16 protein-coding genes are annotated in these 19,042 nt (G+C 60.5%); 8 read left to right on the plus strand and 8 right to left on the minus strand.

All coding sequences use genetic code 11. The annotated features are described in order from the left end of the window. Positions 1–86: 86 nt before the first annotated feature. The 6 genes from JN403_RS11200 to JN403_RS11225 form a co-directional block, all read right to left on the minus strand. Positions 87–764, minus strand: a complete 678-nt coding sequence (locus tag JN403_RS11200) for an HNH endonuclease signature motif containing protein (protein ID WP_205487002.1) — start codon at positions 762–764, stop codon at positions 87–89. A 483-nt stretch (positions 765–1,247) separates the two neighbouring features. Next, the gene (locus JN403_RS11205; protein WP_205487003.1) at positions 1,248–1,781 is read right to left on the minus strand and encodes a transposase; all 534 of its coding nucleotides are present in this window, start codon (positions 1,779–1,781) and stop codon (positions 1,248–1,250) included. 269 nt (positions 1,782–2,050) lie between these two features. After that, entirely contained in the window at positions 2,051–3,298 is a 1,248-nt protein-coding gene (locus JN403_RS11210) for a ribonucleotide-diphosphate reductase subunit beta (RefSeq protein ID WP_037012114.1), read from the minus strand. Positions 3,299–3,936: 638 nt separating this feature from the next. After that, the gene (locus JN403_RS11215; RefSeq protein WP_205487004.1) at positions 3,937–4,545 is read right to left on the minus strand and encodes a Fic family protein; all 609 of its coding nucleotides are present in this window, start codon (positions 4,543–4,545) and stop codon (positions 3,937–3,939) included. Next, the gene (locus JN403_RS11220) at positions 4,545–4,715 is read right to left on the minus strand and encodes a YhfG family protein (protein ID WP_122535490.1); all 171 of its coding nucleotides are present in this window, start codon (positions 4,713–4,715) and stop codon (positions 4,545–4,547) included. The genes JN403_RS11215 and JN403_RS11220 overlap by 1 nt, the downstream gene beginning before the upstream one ends. A 241-nt stretch (positions 4,716–4,956) precedes the next feature. Further along, a complete protein-coding gene (locus JN403_RS11225) occupies positions 4,957–7,872 on the minus strand; it encodes a ribonucleoside-diphosphate reductase subunit alpha (protein WP_172609336.1) in 2,916 nt (971 codons plus the stop codon). A 628-nt stretch (positions 7,873–8,500) separates the two neighbouring features. Here JN403_RS11225 and JN403_RS11230 point away from each other — a divergent pair. The 3 genes from JN403_RS11230 to fhuF are packed head-to-tail and all read left to right on the plus strand — an operon-like array spanning position 8,501 to position 11,598. After that, positions 8,501–9,238, plus strand: coding sequence for a response regulator (locus JN403_RS11230; protein WP_205487005.1), 738 nt, complete (start codon positions 8,501–8,503; stop codon positions 9,236–9,238). 3 nt (positions 9,239–9,241) lie between these two features. Further along, positions 9,242–10,882: an ATP-binding protein gene (locus tag JN403_RS11235; protein WP_205487006.1), complete on the plus strand. Its 1,641-nt coding sequence runs from the start codon at positions 9,242–9,244 to the stop codon at positions 10,880–10,882. Beyond that, on the plus strand, positions 10,840–11,598 hold the full coding sequence (gene fhuF / locus JN403_RS11240) for a siderophore-iron reductase FhuF (RefSeq protein ID WP_205487007.1): 759 nt from the start codon (positions 10,840–10,842) through the stop codon (positions 11,596–11,598). Before JN403_RS11235 ends, fhuF begins: the two co-directional genes overlap by 43 nt. 45 nt (positions 11,599–11,643) lie before the next feature. Here the strand turns inward: fhuF and JN403_RS11245 are convergent, their stop codons facing one another. Then, positions 11,644–12,369: a 4'-phosphopantetheinyl transferase gene (locus JN403_RS11245; protein ID WP_205487008.1), complete on the minus strand. Its 726-nt coding sequence runs from the start codon at positions 12,367–12,369 to the stop codon at positions 11,644–11,646. 375 nt (positions 12,370–12,744) lie between these two features. On the opposite strand from JN403_RS11245, the gene JN403_RS11250 reads away from it, so the two are divergent. The 5 genes from JN403_RS11250 (at position 12,745) to JN403_RS11270 (ending at position 18,257) form a co-directional block, all read left to right on the plus strand. Next, on the plus strand, positions 12,745–13,173 hold the full coding sequence (locus JN403_RS11250) for a hypothetical protein (RefSeq protein WP_205487009.1): 429 nt from the start codon (positions 12,745–12,747) through the stop codon (positions 13,171–13,173). Positions 13,174–13,302: 129 nt separating this feature from the next. Continuing rightward, positions 13,303–13,980, plus strand: coding sequence for a response regulator transcription factor (locus JN403_RS11255; RefSeq protein WP_122535748.1), 678 nt, complete (start codon positions 13,303–13,305; stop codon positions 13,978–13,980). Next, positions 13,977–15,320 carry an ATP-binding protein gene (locus JN403_RS11260; RefSeq protein WP_205487010.1) on the plus strand — a complete coding sequence of 448 codons (1,344 nt, stop codon included), beginning with the start codon at positions 13,977–13,979 and terminating at the stop codon, positions 15,318–15,320. The genes JN403_RS11255 and JN403_RS11260 overlap by 4 nt, the downstream gene beginning before the upstream one ends. 297 nt (positions 15,321–15,617) lie before the next feature. After that, entirely contained in the window at positions 15,618–16,955 is a 1,338-nt protein-coding gene (locus JN403_RS11265; protein ID WP_192133922.1) for a dicarboxylate/amino acid:cation symporter, read from the plus strand. A 120-nt stretch (positions 16,956–17,075) separates the two neighbouring features. After that, positions 17,076–18,257 (plus strand): CaiB/BaiF CoA-transferase family protein, encoded by a 1,182-nt coding sequence (locus JN403_RS11270; protein WP_205487011.1) that lies wholly within the window; start codon positions 17,076–17,078, stop codon positions 18,255–18,257. A 281-nt stretch (positions 18,258–18,538) separates the two neighbouring features. Here the strand turns inward: JN403_RS11270 and JN403_RS11275 are convergent, their stop codons facing one another. After that, a complete protein-coding gene (locus tag JN403_RS11275) occupies positions 18,539–19,033 on the minus strand; it encodes a SprT family zinc-dependent metalloprotease (protein WP_122535745.1) in 495 nt (164 codons plus the stop codon). Positions 19,034–19,042 lie beyond the last annotated feature (9 nt).

Genomic DNA, 19,042 nt, shown 5'->3' on the forward strand with positions numbered 1-19,042 from the left:
GACTCTGTAGGAGTGAGCTTGCTCGCGATGCGGTGTTGCGGATAACGGTGTATCGGCGGGATTGCTCACACCGATAGAGCATTCACTTATATCTGCGTTGGCACTGCGGATTTTTTCGGTCTTTTATCTTCTTGCAGGGATTTGGCTAAGGCATTTTCTTTCGTCATTATCGCAACACGGAGTTCTTCATTTTTCTTGCTGCCATCTTTCCCGTAATGAATCTCACGATGGCAGGTCGGGCACACTCCGCCCACGAAGTTGGGATGATCCAATCCCCCGTCAGAAAGTCGATTTATATGGTGGGGCTCAAGGTATGGAGCGCCGTCGATTTTGTAGAAGGGGGCAGGTTTTCCGCAGCTCTCACAGGTCCCATCTGCTCGCAGTAACACGTAGCGTTTTACTTTTTTACTTCGAGCATGAACGGTTTTTAACACAAGATTTTGGCCCCCTTCTGGGGTTTTGGAAGCCTCGAACGCCGTTTTCCTTGCGGCGGAGAGCGACAAATTCATAAGGTCCAGCTCTTCATCAACTACATCAGGCATGACCTCATCCTGCAGATTCACACTGACGGGGACTAAGCGGAACACAATGATTCTCCTCTTATCGCCGTGTTTATCGAGGCCTTCGTCCCACTGAAAACTTGCACAGCAGAACTCATCAAGATAGCGGTGCCCTTTTCCTTTTCCCAGTGATTCAAATAGATGAAGAGCTCGCCCCTCACGTGCATGGTTCAGAATCGCAAGATTTCCTTTGGACAGCGTCATGTGGCCCGTCTGGCCTTCGCCGGTGTAGGAGTAAACACCTAGGTCGTCTTTTTTATCGTGGTAACCGTACTGTTCTCCGGATTTACCGGTGAATATGAAGACCGCACTCGTTTTTTTGAACGGGTAATTCCCGGCTGATAACTGCCTCCATAGGGAGGTGAATATCGCGCTTTCGCTGGTAGATTTCTCCTTTAACGAAGCGCGGCTGAGCGCTCCCAGGTTGAGCAGAATCCACCTGCTTTGACGATGCTTTCTGGCTTAACGTGGGGAGCACTATTCCATTCCGTGTGTAGGAAAAATTACCTAGCACTGTACGAATGGTTTGGATCTTTGGCTAGTAGCCTTAAGCCTCTTACCCATGGGCTCAGTAATTAGCCAATCCCGTCTGACTTCGGGCGGGCAATAACATTGATTTTAACGCTCAGGTGATCCGATCGTTCCCACGCTCTGCGTGGGAATGCAGCCCAGGACGCTCCGCGTCCATCAGGACCACCGCTGCACGTTGATCAGCCCTTTCTCCCCTTGGTAATCCCGCGCACTCGAATATCGCCATTGCTCCCCCAAGTCCACATACCCTCGCTTCACCGGGTTCTGATGTATGTAGTCGAGCTTTTGCTGCATGACACTCTCGCTGTAGACCATCTCCGCGTGCACGCCTTCCTGCCAGACCTGATAAACGCGGTCCACCTTATGCGCGCGCTTAGCGAATCGAAGTCTCTGAAGAGTGCTTTCAGCGTGCGCGAGTTGGAGGTAGTCGATGATGTTTCGCGCCGTGTAGGACTTGAAGCCAGCCACGGATTTTGCGAGGTTTGGAGACTGAGCGAGATAGTGAAGGTGATTTTCTAAAACGACATACCCATAGAGCTGTAGACCTTGATTCGCTTGTTGGAAGCGCCACGTGTTAAGCACGATATCGACCAAGGCCGGGCGGGTGAATAGCGGCAGCCATTCAACGATGGTGCAGGTCAGGAAGTGGGGTTTGTCGATTTCCGTAATCGTGTAACGGCTTCGGCCCATGGATTCGTCCTTTAATCTGAGATGGGGGCGGAGCGTCGGAGGCTAATGGAAGCGGGCGGTTGGTAGAACCGGGTTGGTGTTGCTGGGTGCTTCAGATTGGTTAGTTAGCTCCAGCGCGATGGACGCGGAGCGTCGAGGGCTGCATTCCCACGCGGAGCGTGGGAACGATCAGGTAGGAATTCTCGAGTGCCTGCTCGGCGTTCAGCAAATAAAAAGGGCCACCATTTCTGGCAGCCCTTTCGTGTGCAGCTTACTGAGTCGAGATCAAATCAGTCCCAGCTCAAAGCCCCACCGGTCTGATACTCAATAACCCGCGTCTCAAAGAAGTTTTTCTCTTTCTTCAAGTCCATGATCTCGCTCATCCATGGGAACGGGTTCGTGGTCCCTGGATACTCTTCCTTCAAACCAATCTGGCTCAAACGACGGTTCGCGATGAACTTGAGGTAGTCCTCCATCATCGCTGCGTTCATGCCCAGTACGCCGCGGGGCATGGTGTCGCGGGCGTATTCGATTTCCAGTTGGGTCCCTTGCAGGATCATCTGAGTTGCTTCTTCCTTCATTTCGGCGTCCCACAGGTGTGGGTTTTCGATTTTGATCTGGTTGATCACGTCGATGCCGAAGTTCAGGTGCATGGACTCGTCACGCAGGATGTACTGGAACTGTTCTGCGACGCCGGTCATCTTGTTGCGGCGACCCATGGAGAGGATCTGGGTGAAGCCGCAGTAGAAGAAGATGCCTTCCAGAACGCAGTAGTAGGCGATCAGGTTGCGCAGCAGTTCTTTGTCGGTTTCGACGGTGCCGGTTTCGAACTTCGGATCGGAGATCGAGCGGGTGTATTTGAGGCCCCAGGCTGCCTTTTTGGCGACCGATGGGATCTCGTGGTACATGTTGAAGATCTCGCCTTCGTCCATGCCCAGCGATTCGATGCAGTACTGGTAGGCGTGGGTGTGGATCGCTTCCTCGAACGCCTGGCGCAGGATGTACTGGCGGCATTCAGGGTTGGTGATGAGGCGATACACGGCCAGCACGAGGTTGTTGGCAACCAGGGAGTCGGCGGTGGAGAAGAAGCCCAGGTTGCGCAGGACGATGCGGCGCTCGTCGTCGGTCAGGCCTTCCGGGTCTTTCCAGAGGGCGATGTCCGTGGTCATGTTGACCTCTTGCGGCATCCAGTGGTTGGCGCAGCCGTCGAGGTATTTCTGCCAGGCCCAGTCGTACTTGAAAGGCACGAGCTGGTTGAGGTCGGCACGGCAGTTGATCATGCGTTTTTCGTCGACCGCGACGCGGGCGGCGGAGCCTTCGAGTTCGGCAAGACCTTCAGCGACGTCCAGTTTGTCCAGCGCGGCTTTGGCGCGGGCGATGGCGTCGGAGTCGTTTGCGCTGACGGCGCGGGCTTCAAGCGCAGCAGCACCACCGGCGCTGTCGAGTTTGTCCATCGCGGCTTCGGAAGCGTGGCCGGCGTTGGCGCCTTTGGCGGGTTCAGCGGCGTCTTCTTTGTCGAATTCGTCCCAGCTCAGCATGGTGAGGAGGCTCCTGCTAGAGGACCGGTTTTACGCGGCCTGTGGATTTGAGTAATCGGTTTGCTGCTGTTGTGACACGGGTCACGCCATACAGCGGTCGAGAGAGGGCTCTCTGAAAATCTAGGTATTCGGTGTTCCGGTTGACGTTGTCAGGCGCTAGACCTGTCACCCGGGAGAGGAGCAAAACGCTGACGCGGCAAACGCACGGTGACCATAGGAATCCGGTCGGCTTTGGGTGCGCAGGTGGTCATGGCGTTGTCCTTGATTGGGGGCGCGAGTATACGGAAATTTGCTCCGTACGTCTTTGCTGCGACCCGTATATCCGTCATTTTCAGCGGTCGTTCGACAGGGCGAACGCGCGCTGGATTTTTCTTGACCTGACGGTGATTCACTGATTCTGAATCGCCTATCTAGTGGTCGTGGGCGTAAGAATACACACGATATGGTGTTTGTGAAACTGCGTATTTCGTCATCTGCCGGTGTTTGTGACGCAGGTCAACGGCTCATAAAAGCCCTTGACCCTGAAGACGCCCGAGATACGTGCCGTCCATGGATGCGCGAGCCCATACGCTACTCATTTCGATGACGGCCGACCTGACAAAAGGCGCTCGCGCTAGTGGTATTTGAATCGAAGAGCGTCAATCAGCCGCAGCCCCCAATCGCCCCCCAACACACCGCTCAAACACCCGCACCATCCCCTCATAATCACACCCCACCGCATCCACATTCGCCCGTATCCATTCCTCCGCCTCCACCGGCCACCAACTGATCTCAAATCCCGCATTCACAATGATGTGCTCAAACAGAATCCGCTGAGCCCGCCCATTCCCCTCTCGAAATGGATGAACCACGTTCAAATCCCCAAACAGCTCCGCACTCGCCGCAATCAAGCCCCCGCGATCCAGTTCCTGAAACCAGTTCGCGTCGGCCAGCACCTTGAACAGCTTGTTGGCCTCGGGCTCGATGCGGTGGGTCACGCAGAAGTGGGTCTGGTCTTTGGAGATATCGACGGTGCGCAGTTCGCCCGCCCAGTCATACAGATCGGCGAACAGCTGGCGATGGATGGCTTGAAGATAAGGTAGATCGTACGGAGGAAGGGAGAAGTCGATGGCTTCAGCGGCGACTTCAGAAAGGTCGCGCTCGGCTTGGGCCAGGGTTTCTGCGTCGGTGAGGTCAAGGCGGTTGCGCAGCACGGTGCTGCCGCGCGGACAGTAGGGGTCCTGTCCGACGCCGTATTTATCGACCATCAAGCCTGTTTTTTGCGGTAGCTGGTGAGCAGCTCTTCCCGTGAGGGCAGGCGGCGTTCGGAGTCGGCGGGCGAGCTCTCGTAACCTTCCAGCCGCAGGCTGGCGGCGTAGTTGGAGCGGCGCGTTTTGGCGCAGTAGGCTTTTTTGGACTCTAGCGAGGCAGCTGGCATGGGCATTCTCCTGGCTTGGCAAGAGGGGAGTGTAGCTGAAACCGGGGAGGGGCAGCGAGGGCCGGGAGCGTTTGGGCTCCCGGGTCGCGGTGTTGCTAGAACCGCTTCGCGAGCAAGCTCACTCCTACAGGGGACTGTGGTGTGAGCGAGAGCTTCGCGAGCAAGCTCGCTCCCACAAGTGGTGTCAGCGAGCTGTTCGGGGGCAAGCGCGCCTACAGAGAGGCGCGCTTGCCAGCGGGTGTTACTGGCAGGCTTCGCAGTCCGGCTCGTCGATCGCGCAGGCTTTCGGCACTGGCGCTGGACCGGCCGGTGCCGCTTCGGCTGGACGCGGGGCGGTGATCGCCGAGTCGTCCGGGCCGTGGCCACCGCTGGAAACGGCGTTCAGCTTGCCGGTGTTGATGGTCGACTTCTCGGTGCTGGTCGCGGCCAGGGCACGGAGGTAGTAAGTGGTTTTCAGACCACGGTACCAGGCCATGCGGTAGGTCACGTCCAGCTTCTTGCCCGAAGCGCCGGCGATGTACAGGTTCAGCGACTGCGCCTGGTCGATCCACTTTTGACGACGGCTGGCCGCGTCAACGATCCACTTGGTGTCCACTTCGAAGGCGGTCGCGTACAGGTCTTTCAGCTCCTGCGGGATGCGCTCGATTTGCTGCACCGAACCGTCGTAGTACTTCAGGTCGTTGATCATGACCGAGTCCCACAGGTCGCGGGCTTTCAGGTCGCGAACCAGGTACGGGTTGATCACGGTGAATTCGCCCGACAGGTTCGATTTCACGTACAGGTTCTGGTAAGTCGGTTCGATCGACTGCGACACGCCGGTGATGTTGGCGATGGTCGCGGTCGGTGCGATGGCCATGATGTTCGAGTTACGAATGCCTTTCTGAACGCGAGCACGAACTGGCGCCCAGTCCAGGCTTTCTTCCAGGTCGACGTCGATGTACTTCTGGCCACGCTGTTCGATCAGGATCTGTTGCGAATCCAGCGGCAGGATGCCTTTGGACCACAGCGAACCCTGGAACGTCTCGTAGGCACCGCGCTCGTCCGCCAGATCGCAGGAAGCCTGGATCGCGTAGTAGCTGACGGCTTCCATCGAGCGGTCGGCAAATTCAACGGCCGCATCTGAACCGTACGGAATGTGCTGCAGGTACAGCGCGTCCTGGAAGCCCATGATGCCCAGACCGACCGGACGGTGACGGAAGTTGGAGTTCTTCGCTTGCGGCACCGAGTAGTAGTTGATGTCGATCACGTTATCGAGCATGCGCACGGCCACGTCGATGGTGCGCTTGAGCTTGTCGGTGTCCAGCTTGCCGTCGACGATGTGGTTCGGCAGGTTGATCGAGCCCAGGTTGCAGACCGCGATCTCGTCCTTGTTGGTGTTCAGGGTGATCTCGGTGCACAGGTTCGAGCTGTGAACCACGCCCACGTGCTGCTGCGGCGAACGCAGGTTGCACGGATCCTTGAACGTCAGCCATGGGTGGCCGGTTTCGAACAGCATGGACAGCATTTTGCGCCACAGGTCTTTGGCCTGAATGGTCTTGAACAGCTTGACCTTGCCCGGGTACTCGGTCAGCGCTTCGTAGTACTCGTAGCGCTCTTCGAAGGCTTTACCGGTCAGGTCGTGCAGATCAGGCACTTCAGACGGCGAGAACAGGGTCCACTTGCCGTCGTCGAAGACACGCTTCATGAACAGGTCAGGGATCCAGTTGGCGGTGTTCATGTCGTGGGTACGACGACGATCATCACCGGTGTTCTTGCGCAGCTCGATGAACTCTTCGATGTCCATGTGCCAGGTTTCCAGGTACGCACAGACAGCGCCTTTGCGCTTGCCGCCCTGGTTCACTGCTACAGCGGTGTCGTTGACCACTTTCAGGAACGGCACGACGCCCTGGGATTTGCCGTTGGTGCCCTTGATGTAAGAGCCCAGCGCGCGAACCGGGGTCCAGTCGTTGCCCAGACCGCCTGCGAATTTGGACAGCATGGCGTTGTCGTGGATGGCGTGGTAAATGCCCGACAGGTCATCCGGAACGGTGGTCAGGTAGCAGCTCGACAGCTGTGGACGCAGGGTACCGGCGTTGAACAGTGTCGGGGTCGAGGCCATGTAGTCGAAGGACGACAACAGGTTGTAGAACTCGATGGCACGGTCTTCACGGGCTTTCTCTTCGATCGCCAGGCCCATGGCCACACGCATGAAGAAGATCTGCGGCAGTTCGAAACGGATACCGTCCTTGTGGATGAAGTAACGGTCGTACAGGGTTTGCAGGCCCAGATAGGTGAACTGCTGGTCGCGCTCGTGGTTGATCGCCTTGCCCAGTTTTTCCAGGTCAAATTCGGCCAGCACAGGGTTCAGCAGTTCGAACTGAATGCCTTTCTCGACGTAAGCCGGCAGCGCCTTGGCGTACAGGTCGACCATTTCGTGGTGGGTGGCGCTTTCGGCGACACCGAGGAAACCCAGGCCTTCGGCACGCAGGGTGTCCATCAGCAGGCGGGCGGTGACGAACGAGTAGTTCGGCTCACGCTCAACCAGAGTACGCGCGGTCATGACCAGTGCGGTGTTGACGTCGGTCAGCGCAACGCCGTCGTACAGGTTCTTCAGGGTTTCGCTCTGGATCAGGTCGGCATCGACCTCGGCCAGGCCTTCGCACGCTTCGGTAACGATGGTGTTCAGGCGGCCCATGTCCAGCGGCGCGAGGCTGCCGTCTTTGGCGGTGATGCGAATCGACGGGTGCGCCTGCACAGGAGTTTCGCCAGCGGTGCGACCGGCACGCTCCTTGGAGCGCTCGTTGCGGTAGATCACGTAGTCGCGGGCAACTTTCTGCTCGCCGGCGCGCATCAGCGCCAGTTCGACCTGATCCTGGATTTCTTCGATGTGGATGGTGCCGCCCGACGGCATGCGGCGCTTGAAGGTCGCGGAGACCTGTTCGGTCAGGCGCGCAACGGTGTCGTGGATACGCGACGAAGCGGCAGCGGTGCCGCCTTCAACTGCGAGAAAGGCCTTGGTGATGGCGACGGTGATCTTGTCATCGGTGTACGCAACGACGGTGCCGTTACGCTTGATCACACGCAGCTGACCCGGCGCGGTGGCGGACAGGTCCTGCTGGGTCGCACCTGTCTGCGGCGCGGTGGCCTGCGGATTCTCGCGAGTTGTGTCGGTTTGCATGGGTGTCTCCACGTTCTTTAAGTTTGTTTGGGCGCAAAATGCACGCCCACCGTTTCGTCTTGCGGCAGTGGACTGACAAATGTCAGGCCATGACTTCAGGACGAATGGGAAGGTGGATTACCCTCCCTGGCGTTGAAGTCGAAAAGGGTGCCGGACTTGAGCCCGTCACCCGAAAAACTGTTGCAGAATGCGCATCTGATGTTGCAACTCGTATGCCGCTGCGCGCAGATCCCAAGGCTGGGTGGTCTGCCATTCGCGCTGGCGGGGTAGAGCGGTAGATTCGGGGGTTATTCAGCCCTTCGTACACACGTAATGCGCGAGAAAAAACCTTGAAATCGCGCACTGACTTGTGTTTGGGATTTAGGCGAAAACCCCACATGTAGGGTCTCCGCCGTCGAAGGGCTACAAGATATGCGTTTCGGACACTTACTGCAACGCATGAGCTGTGGATAAAGCTGTGTGTAATTTGTGTGTGAAACGGGGAAATCCCGTGTAGGCCGCATGGCGTCTGGGATGAGCGCTTTGTCGGCGGCCAAAATCATTTTTTCGGGAATTTTGCGGGCGTGAAGGCCATCGCAAAAGCCCGTTGGGCAAGCACTTTTAATAAGAAAAAACAAGGAGCCTCACCGTGCAGCCACAACCCTGGCAGGTGCTGATCGTCGAGGATGACCAGCGGCTGGCCGAACTCACCCGCGACTACCTCGAAAACAACGGCCTGCGCGTGAGCCTGGAAGGGGACGGCGCGCGGGCGGCCCGGCGCATCATCGACGAGCAGCCGGACCTGGTGATCCTCGACCTCATGCTGCCCGGCGAAGACGGCCTGAGCATCTGTCGCAAGGTGCGCAGCCACTATGACGGCCCGATCCTGATGCTCACCGCGCGCACCGATGACAGCGACCAGATTCAGGGCCTGGACATGGGCGCAGACGATTACGTCGGCAAACCGGTGCATCCCCGGGTGCTGCTCGCGCGCATCCATGCGTTGTTAAGGCGCAGCGAAACCGTCGACAGCCCGGTCCAGCAACAGCACCGGCTGGAATTCGGCGCGCTGGTCGTGGACAACACCTTGCGTGAAGCGTGGCTAAACGACCAGAGCGTTGAGTTGACCAGCGCCGAATTCGACCTGTTGTGGCTGTTGGTCGCCAACGCCGGGCGCATCCTCTCTCGCGAAGAAATCTTTACCGCCCTGCGCGGCGTCGGCTACGACGGCCAGGATCGCTCCATCGACGTGCGCATCTCGAAAATCCGCCCGCGCATCGGTGACGATCCCGACCACCCGCGCCTGATCAAGACCGTGCGCAATAAGGGTTACCTGTTCGTGCCCCACGCCGCCGCGCAACTGCCCTCCCTCAAGCGCGGCGGCTGACCGATGCATTCCATCTTCCTGCGCATTTATGGCGGCATGCTCGGCGTTCTGGTGCTGGTGGCGTTGCTGGGTGTGCTGACCCTGCATCTGGTCAACGCCGTGCGCGCCGATCAGTACCGCGAACAACTGGCCCACGGCACCTTCACCCTGATGGCCGACAACCTGCGGGGCATGAATGACATTGAACGCACCCGCGCCCTCGCCGTGTGGGAACGGCTGCTGGGTATCCCGCTGACACTGGAAACCGCCGAGCACGCGCATCTGGATGGCAGCGCCCGCAGCCGGTTGGGTCGCGGGCAGGTGGTGGTCGAACAGACCGGGCCCCATGCCGCGCGGGTCTTTCGGGAGGTCGAGCCGGCGCTGTCGGGCAATCCGTCCAGCGGCTTGCTGCTGACCGGCGAGGTGCGGCAGATCAGCGAGCAACTGGCCCGCGCGACGATCTTTCTGTTGCTCGACGAGCTGGTGCGTCTGCCGGTCGATGAGCAGCCGGCGCGGCTGGAAGCCTTGCACCAGAGCAAGGGGTTCGGTTTCGACATGCAGCTGATTCGGCTGGAAAAACTGGATGTCGATGACGACCAGCGTCGGCGCATCGACGAGGGCGACACGGTGATGGCGCTGGGCAAGGGCGGCGATTCGATCCGCGTACTGTCCGGCGTCGGCGAAACCCCGTGGGTGCTGGAGATCGGCCCGCTGTTCCAGATGAACCCCTATCCGCCGGAGCTGCTGATCCTCATCACCTTTCTCGGTCTGTGCCTGATCGGCCTGGTCGTTTACCTGCTGGTGCGTCGGCTTGAGCACCGGTTGCGGGGACTGGAAGCGGCGGCCACGCAGATCGCCCAGGGCAGCCTGGAAACCCGCGTCCCCGCAGCCGGCGCGGATTCGGTCGGGCGGCTGGCATCGGCGTTCAACGGCATGGCCGAGCACTTGCAGCGCTCGCTAATGATCCAGCGCGAACTGGTCCGCGCCGTGTCCCACGAGCTGCGCACGCCGGTGGCGCGGTTGCGTTTCGGGCTGGAAATGATCAACGACGCCACGACCCCGGAAGCGCGGCATAAATACATGGTCGGCATGGACAGCGATATCCAGGACCTCGACAAGCTGGTGGACGAGATGCTCACCTACGCGCGCCTGGAGCAGGGCGCGCCGACCCTGAGTTTCCAGCGCATCGACCTCGATGCCCTGATCGATCAGGTGATTGCCGAACTGGCGCCGCTGCGGCCGCACATCAGCGTCAGACGCGGAGAATGCGTTGACGCGCTGCATCGTATTGGGTCCGACGAGACGCATTGGGTTGAGGCCGAACCGCGTTACTTGCACCGCGCGCTGCAGAATCTGGTGAGCAACGCCATGCGCCACGCCGAGTCGGAGGTGCGCATCGGCTATCAGTTGAGTGAAGAGCGCTGTCGCATCGACGTCGACGATGACGGGCCCGGCGTGCCGGAAAGTGCCTGGGAGCGGATCTTCACGCCGTTCATGCGCCTGGACGACAGCCGCACCCGGGCGTCGGGCGGCCATGGTTTGGGGTTGTCGATTGTGCGCCGCATCATCCACTGGCATGGCGGGCGCGCGCTGATCGGGCGCAGTCAAACCCTGGGCGGCGCGTGTTTCAGCCTGGCTTGGCCCCGCCAGCAGGGGGACGCATGATGTTCGACGATGCGCTGGCCGGATTTGCCCGCACGGTGGTGGTCGAAGAAACACGGCCCGTGTCACCGCTCACCGAGCTGTTGCGGGATGACGCCCTGGATCGCCTGCTGCTGAAGGTGTATGGGCCGGACTTGATGAAGGATCAGTTGCCGGTGCTGGTCTCGCAATGGATGAAGTACTACGCCATGCAGCTGATTCCACCGGTGGTGGTGGCGAGTCTGGCCCATGGCGCGGGGTGGCCGCTAGGGCTGGACCGCCTGAGTTTCGCCCTGCACGAACGGGGCTATCTGGATGGGGTGCGGTTTCACGGGCACGTTATGGAGGTGTCGGTTTCGGAAAATCCGTTCGAGCGGTTTGCGCCGCTGCTGGAGAATCTGCAGCAGGTGATTGAGCGCTTGAGTGATTACGGTGATGTGCCAGCGACCGTGCTGTGGGGCAACGCCGGGGACTATCTGGAAACCTGCTTGCGGCAGTTGTCTGCGGCGGGCGACGTTTCTCTTAGTGCTGCGTATGGCTTGTTGCGTGAACGGCTGAGGCCGGATGGGCGGCGCAATCCGCTGTTCAATGCCGTTAGCTATTTAGAGCAGGACGGGCAGACGGTTCGGCAGCGGCGCACGTGCTGCCTAAGTTATCGGGTGGAGTGGGTGGGGCGGTGTGAGCATTGCCCGCTGGGTATGGCGGCCAGAAAATCAGTGGATCAACGGGCGCCTTCGTGAGCAAGCTCACTCCCACAATGTACTCCGCCGCATAGGAGGTTGATGTCAGCCCCGAATCGCCACCAGACTCAACAGCTGCCCATCCTGCACGCTGAACTGCGCGTCCAGCTCTTTGCCGTTGTGCCATTCCGGCGACAGATCGATGTTCAGCCGCAGCCGCGCGTTGCCGTCGTCTGACCATTCCAGCAACTCGGCGTCCTCGAAATAGAAACGCTTGAGCACGATGGGGTAAAGCGCCTTGAACAGGCTTTCTTTCAGGGAAAAGGTCAGGGTGACAACCTTGGCTGCTTGATGTTCGGGCCCGGCGTTCAGGCGCTGCATCTCCGCGGGGGTCAGAATCTCGCCGGCCAGGCGCACGGCGCGCTCGTTGCTCATCAGCTGTTCGACGTCCAGGCCCAATCCGCGCCAGTCCGTTTTGCGCGCGACGATCGCGGCGGCCCAGCCGGTGCTATGGGTGATCGAACCGGTGACGTCCGCTGGCCAGATGGGCGCGCGGTCTTCACCAATCAGGGGGACGTGGCAGCGGCCGTCCAACCGGCGCATCGCCTCACGGGCGCACAAACGACCGGCAAGAAACTCCGTCTGCCGCTTGGCCACCGACCGCTGAATGGAGGCGGGCGGCTCGATCAGACAGCGCTGGAAATCACCTTCGATGAGCTTTTGCGGATCGAACCGACTGCTCACCAACACCACGTCCGCCAGCCCATGGGGCAAGGGCCAGTGAGCGGTGAGGGCGGGGCAACAGTCGGGGAGTGTAGGGGATCGAGTCATGCCCGGCATTCTGCCGGAACCGCGGTGTTGGGCGCAAAACCGGTTTGCCGGGAATCCCCAATCCAAAGTCATGCACAGATCCTCTGTGTGGCCAACGCAAAATCCAGGGGGTACACAGGACCTGTGGGAGTCAGCTTGCTGACGAATGCGGTGGGTCAGGCGGAGTGGATGGCGCAGGCAGACCGCTTTCGCGAGCAAGCTCACTCCTACAGGAGATGAGTGTTGCCCCGAGACTTCAGCGTCATGCACAGAACCTGTGGGAGTCAGCTTGCTGAAGAATGCGGTGGGTCAGTACATGTTCAGGAGGGGTTCAGCGCTGGCTGGGTATGCTCCAAACCGTACCCAACAAGGCGCCTGGCGCCGGAGGACCTGCTCATGCTGACGTTCAACAAGCTCTTTCTGGCGCTGGCGTTTCTCGGCAGCAGCGCGGCGGCGCAAGCGGCTGATGGCAACGCGGACGTGTCCCGCACCGATTTCGGCAAGAACACCGAACGCGCCGACCGCCTCAACGGCCCGCGCCGCAGTCTCACCACCAGCAGCCAGGTTGGCAACTGGAGCCAGACGTTGAGCCAGCAGCCTGCTGATGATCCCTACGCAGTCGGCTACGGAAATCTCACCGCCCGTGTTAACGGCATGAGCCTGCAAACGGGCAATCTTGCGGTGTCTTACAACGTGCAGATGCCTTCGCCGGGCACGACTAGACTGTTCGACACCCCCTTACCGGTCCGTACAGTGCAGCAACCGCCCTCGCTGAGCCTGAGCGAGAGTCAGCACACCTATTTACCCGTCCACTACGTTTTATAAGCCGCCAGCCTGTTTTTTCGCGGTGTCTGAATTGCACAATCGCTGCCGGGCTCGTCACACTGCACGCGCTCGGCAGCGCCTCGTTGAGACTCTTGAAACGAGAGGTATGCCTTTGCCTGGGAGAGCGTCATGAAATTGCTGGTTGTCGAAGATGAAGCCCTGCTGCGTCACCACCTGCAGACCCGCCTGACCGAAAGCGGTCACGTCGTCGAAGCGGTGGGCAACGCCGAGGAAGCGCTGTATCAGGCGGGCCAGTTCAACCACGATCTGGCGGTCATCGACCTGGGCCTGCCGGGTGTAGGCGGTCTCGACCTGATCCGTCAGCTGCGCGTGCAGAACAAGGCGTTCCCGATCCTCATCCTGACCGCGCGCGGCAACTGGCAGGACAAGGTCGAAGGCCTGGCCGCCGGCGCCGACGACTACGTGGTCAAGCCGTTCCAGTTTGAAGAACTCGAAGCGCGCCTCAACGCCTTGCTGCGACGTTCCAGTGGTTTCACCCACTCGACCATCGTCGCCGGCCCGCTGAGCCTGGACCTCAACCGCAAGCAGGCGTCCCTGGACGAACAGCCCCTGGCGCTGACCGCCTACGAATACCGGATTCTCGAATACCTCATGCGCCACCACCAGCAAGTGGTCCCCAAAGAGCGCCTGATGGAGCAGCTCTACCCCGATGACGACGAGCGCGATCCGAACGTGATCGAAGTGCTGGTCGGTCGGCTGCGGCGCAAGCTCGAAGCGCCCGCGGGGTTCAAGCCGATCGACACCGTGCGCGGCCTGGGCTACCTGTTCACCGAGCGCTGTACATGATTCGTTCGCTGCGCCTGCGTCTGATGCTGGGCGCCGCGACCCTCGCCGTCATTTTCATGCTGCTGATGCTGCCGGCGCTGCAAAGCGCCTTCAGCCTGGCGCTGGAAAGCTCCATCGAAAAACGCCTGGCGTCGGACGTCACCACACTGATCTCTGCCGCCCGCGTCGAAGACGACCACCTGCTGATGCCGTCGTTATTGCCCGGCGAACAATTCGCCCTGCCCGACAGCCGCTTGCTCGGCTACATCTATAACCGCGCCGGCAAACTGGTGTGGCGCTCCCGGGCCACCGAAGACGAAGCCATCGACTACCAGCCCCGCTACGACGGCCGCGGCAACGAATTCGCGAAGATCCGCCAACCCAACGGCGACGAGTTTTTCGTCTACGACGTCGAAATCAAACTGCTCGGCGGGCGCAATGCCGCCTTCAGCATCGTCGCGCTGCAACCGGTGCGCGAATACCAGGAAACCATCTCCGGCCTGCGCGAGAAACTCTACCTGGGCTTCGGCGGCGCGCTGCTGGTTTTGTTGATTCTGTTGTGGGGCGGGCTGACTTGGGGCCTGCGGGCGCTGCGGGGCATGAGTCAGGAGCTCGATCAGGTCGAGGCCGGCTCGCGGGAAAGCCTCAGCGAAGAACACCCCAGCGAACTGCTGCGCCTGACCGACTCGCTCAACCGCCTGCTGAGCAGCGAACGCGAACAGCGCATTCGTTACCGCGACTCCCTCGACGATCTCGCCCACAGCCTGAAAACCCCACTGGCCGTGTTGCAGGGCGTCAGCGAGCAAATCGCCAAACGACCGGAAGACCTGGAGCAGGCGCGGATTCTGCAATCGCAGATCGAGCGCATGAGCCAGCAGATCAGTTATCAACTGCAGCGCGCCAGCCTGCGTAAAAGCGGGCTGGTGCGCTATCACGTGGCCTTGAAGCCTGTGGTGCAGAGCCTGTGCAACACGCTGGAAAAGGTCTACCGCGACAAGCGCGTCAACGTCGTGCTCGACCTGCCAGACAATTGCCAGGTGCAAATGGAAGAGGGCGCCTTGCTGGAAATGCTCGGCAACCTGCTGGAAAACGCCTACCGCCTGTGCCTCGGCGAGGTACGCGTGAGCTGGCGGTCATCGATGATGGGCGACGAACTGTGCATCGAAGACGACGGCCCGGGTGTTCCGGAAAGCCAGCGTGCACGGATTCTCGAACGCGGTGAGCGGCTGGACACGCAAAACCCGGGGCAAGGCATCGGTCTGGCGGTGGTCAAGGACATCATCGAAAGCTACGGCGCGCAGCTGACCTTGGGTGACTCGGAACTGGGCGGCGCGGCATTCCGAATTACGTTCGCGATTTAGGCTCACTCCTGATCCGTCATTCGAGGCGGATACCCGCCAGTGTGGCAGATGATTTGCCGCCAAACGGCGGAAAACCGCCACCACCTTCAGCCCGACGGGTCTTCTGTTAACCAGATGGTTCACGTAATCCGTGGCTCTCGCCTCATTTATCAATACTGGCACGGTGCTTGCGATGCACTGGGCAGAGGTCTGCCGCGCGCAGCTCGACAAAAACAAATCCCTCCGAGCAGGAGGGTTCGCACTTTAGGCGTCTCTGCAACCGGAATGCTGCAGACCGATGCTCTTGAGGAAACTGCAATGACGACTCGTCAGCCCATCTATAAATCCCTGTACGCCCAGGTGATCGTCGCGATCATCGTCGGTATCGCCCTCGGCCACTGGTATCCCGAAACTGCCGTAACCCTCAAACCGCTGGGTGACGGGTTCATCAAACTGATCAAAATGGTTATTGCGCCGATCATCTTCTGCACCGTCGTCAGCGGCATCGCTGGCATGCAGAGCATGAAATCCGTGGGCAAGACCGGCGGCTACGCGCTGCTCTACTTCGAAATCGTTTCGACCATCTCGCTGATCATCGGCCTGATCGTGGTCAACGTCGTCCAGCCGGGCGCCGGCATGAACATCGACGTGTCCACCCTCGACGCCTCCAAAGTCGCGGCCTACGTGACCGCCGGTAAAGACCAGAGCATCGTCGGCTTCATCCTCAACGTTATCCCGAACACCATCGTCGGCGCGTTCGCCAACGGCGACATCCTGCAAGTGCTGATGTTCTCGGTGATCTTCGGTTTCGCCCTGCATCGCCTGGGCGCCTACGGCAAGCCGATCCTGGATTTCATCGATCGCTTCGCCCACGTCATGTTCAACATCATCAACATGATCATGAAGCTCGCCCCGATCGGCGCGCTGGGTGCCATGGCCTTCACCATCGGCGCTTACGGCGTGAGCTCGCTGGTACAACTGGGTCAGCTGATGCTGTGCTTCTACATCACTTGCCTGCTGTTCGTGCTGCTGGTGCTGGGCTCCATCGCCAAAGCTCACGGCTTCAGCATCCTCAAGCTGATCAAGTACATCCGCGAAGAGCTGCTGATCGTGCTGGGTACGTCGTCGTCCGAGTCGGCGCTGCCACGCATGCTGATCAAGATGGAGCGTCTGGGCGCGAAGAAATCCGTCGTGGGTCTGGTGATCCCGACCGGCTACTCGTTCAACCTCGACGGTACTTCGATCTACCTGACCATGGCCGCAGTGTTCATCGCTCAAGCCACCAACACCCACATGGACATCACCCATCAGGTCACCCTGTTGCTGGTGCTGCTGCTGTCGTCCAAAGGTGCGGCTGGCGTGACCGGTTCGGGCTTCATCGTGCTGGCCGCGACGCTGTCGGCCGTAGGCCATCTGCCGGTGGCCGGTCTGGCGCTGATCCTGGGTATCGACCGCTTCATGTCCGAAGCCCGCGCCTTGACCAACCTCTGCGGTAACGCTGTGGCAACCCTGGTTGTGGCCAAGTGGGTCGGTGAGCTGGACGTTCCGCAAATGCAAGCTGAGCTGGCTTCCGGCGGTCGTGCCATCGACAACACCGCGCCGACTGACGATCTGGGTGTGGCCGAAACGGCGCCAACCCCTGTTGTACGTTCGTAAGCTGCGTTCGTAACACGCGTCAGCGGTAAGGGTTGTTGAAAAAGCCTGTCTTCGGACAGGCTTTTTTATGGGCGAATCGCACCTACTCTGAGCCCGTTGACGGCCATCTGAGAACGCCCCATGCACGGTCCGCTGTCATCGCTCAAAGTTCTCGATTTCTCGACGCTGCTGCCCGGGCCATTCGCTTCGCTGCTGCTGGCGGACATGGGGGCCGAGGTGCTGCGCATCGAGTCGCCCACCCGCCCGGACCTGTTGCGGGAGTTGCCGCCCCACGACCACGGCGTTTCAGCCAGCCACGCTTACCTCAATCGCAACAAGCGTAGCCTGGCGCTGGACCTCAAACAGCCTCAGGCCATCGAGGTGGTCAAGCGACTGGTGGCGGATTACGACATCGTCCTGGAGCAGTTTCGGCCCGGTGTGATGGACCGACTGGGGATTGGCTATGAGGCGTTGAAAGCGATCAATCCGCGGCTGATCTACGTCGCCATCACCGGTTACGGGCAGACCGGGCCCTACCGCGATCGCGCCGGCCACGACATCAATTACATGGCAGTGGCCGGGCTGGCCAGCCACACCGGGCGCCAAGACAGCGGCCCGTTGCCCTTGGGCGTGCAGGTCGCGGACGGCGCCGGCGGTTCGCTGCACGGGGTCATCGGTTTGCTCGCGGCGGTGGTCGCGCGCCATCAAACCGAGCAAGGCCAGTACGTCGACGTCAGCATGACCGATTGCGCGTTCAGCCTGAACGCCCTGGCGGGCGCGGGGTATCTGGCGGCCGGCATCGAGCCGGAGCGGGAGACACAGATGCTCAACGGCGGCAGCTTCTACGATTGCTACCGCAGTCGCGACGGCCGATGGTTTTCGGTGGGGGGCCTGGAGCCGGCGTTTCTCCACGGGATGTGTGCCACGTTGGGGCGACCGGAGCTGGCGCGGCTTGGACTGTCGTTCGTGGCCGACGAACAGGCCTCGCTCAAGCGCGAGCTGGAAATCGAGTTCGAGCGCCGCAGTGCTGATGAGCTACAAGCGCTGTTCGCCGGCATTGATGCCTGTGTCGAGCCGGTGCTGAGTTTCTCCGAAGCCACCCAGCACCCGCAGATTCAGGCGCGAGAGATGCTGGCGCAGGTGCCTCGCGGTGACGGCAGCGCTCAGGTGCAGATGGCCTGCCCGGTGAAGTTTTCAGAAGGACTGCCCGCGCCCCGGCATGTCGGCGTGGCCGTCGGCGCGCATTCCGCGCAGGTGCTGGCCGAAGCGGGGTTCACCGCGCAGGAGATTGAGTCGATGGGTGAGGCGGGGGTGTTTGGGTGAAATCTTAAGGCAGGGTCAATAGAATGCCTCGGCCTCTCGTGCGCAACCTCAATGGCTTTAACAAGGTCCCGAGTCCAGCCCAATCCTGTGGGAGCGAGCTTGCTCGCGAAGACTTACTTGCAGCCACTTGAGAAAGTTGCTGACTGCCCTGGCCTCTTCGTGAGCAAGCTCACTCCCACAAGTCCAGCGGCGTTACCAAGATCCGAGTCCACCCCGGTCACTCCCACTCTGACCGCGTGTGGCATTGGATATCATTTGAACATCCGCACGGAAGCTGGCAATCACTCCACCCGCGTCTCGCCGCTGAACACCAGAATCTCCCGGCAGCGCTTGCACAGATAGCGCCGGCCTTTGCGCACCAGCTTGTGGCGCTGGGCGGTGAAGGGGAAATCGCTTTCCGGGCACGGGCAGCGGTAGATGTAGCGGGTTACGCTGCGGCGCTGGATTTCGTAGGTGTGGCAGCGGTTGGGTGGCAGCTCGTAGACGCCGCGCATGATCAGTTGCCATTCCTCGCCGTGGGGCTGAATGGTGTCGCCGAACAATTGATGAGCGACCAGGTGCGCCACCTCGTGGGGGACGGTCTGGCGCAGGAAGTCTTCGCTGTTTTCGAGGTACAGCTGCGGATTGAAGCGCAGCAGGTTTTCGTGCAGATGCGCTACGCCAGCCTTCTGGCCGCGCAGTTTGACGCTCACGACCGGACGTTTGAAAGGGCGCTTGAAGAAATCTTCGGCTTGCTGGTAGCAGGATTCGACGCGGGTGTTGAGTGGTTCGAGCATGCTTCATCG

Origin of the sequence: Pseudomonas sp. 15A4, assembly GCF_016925575.1 — a bacterium.
Lineage (GTDB): Bacteria > Pseudomonadota > Gammaproteobacteria > Pseudomonadales > Pseudomonadaceae > Aquipseudomonas.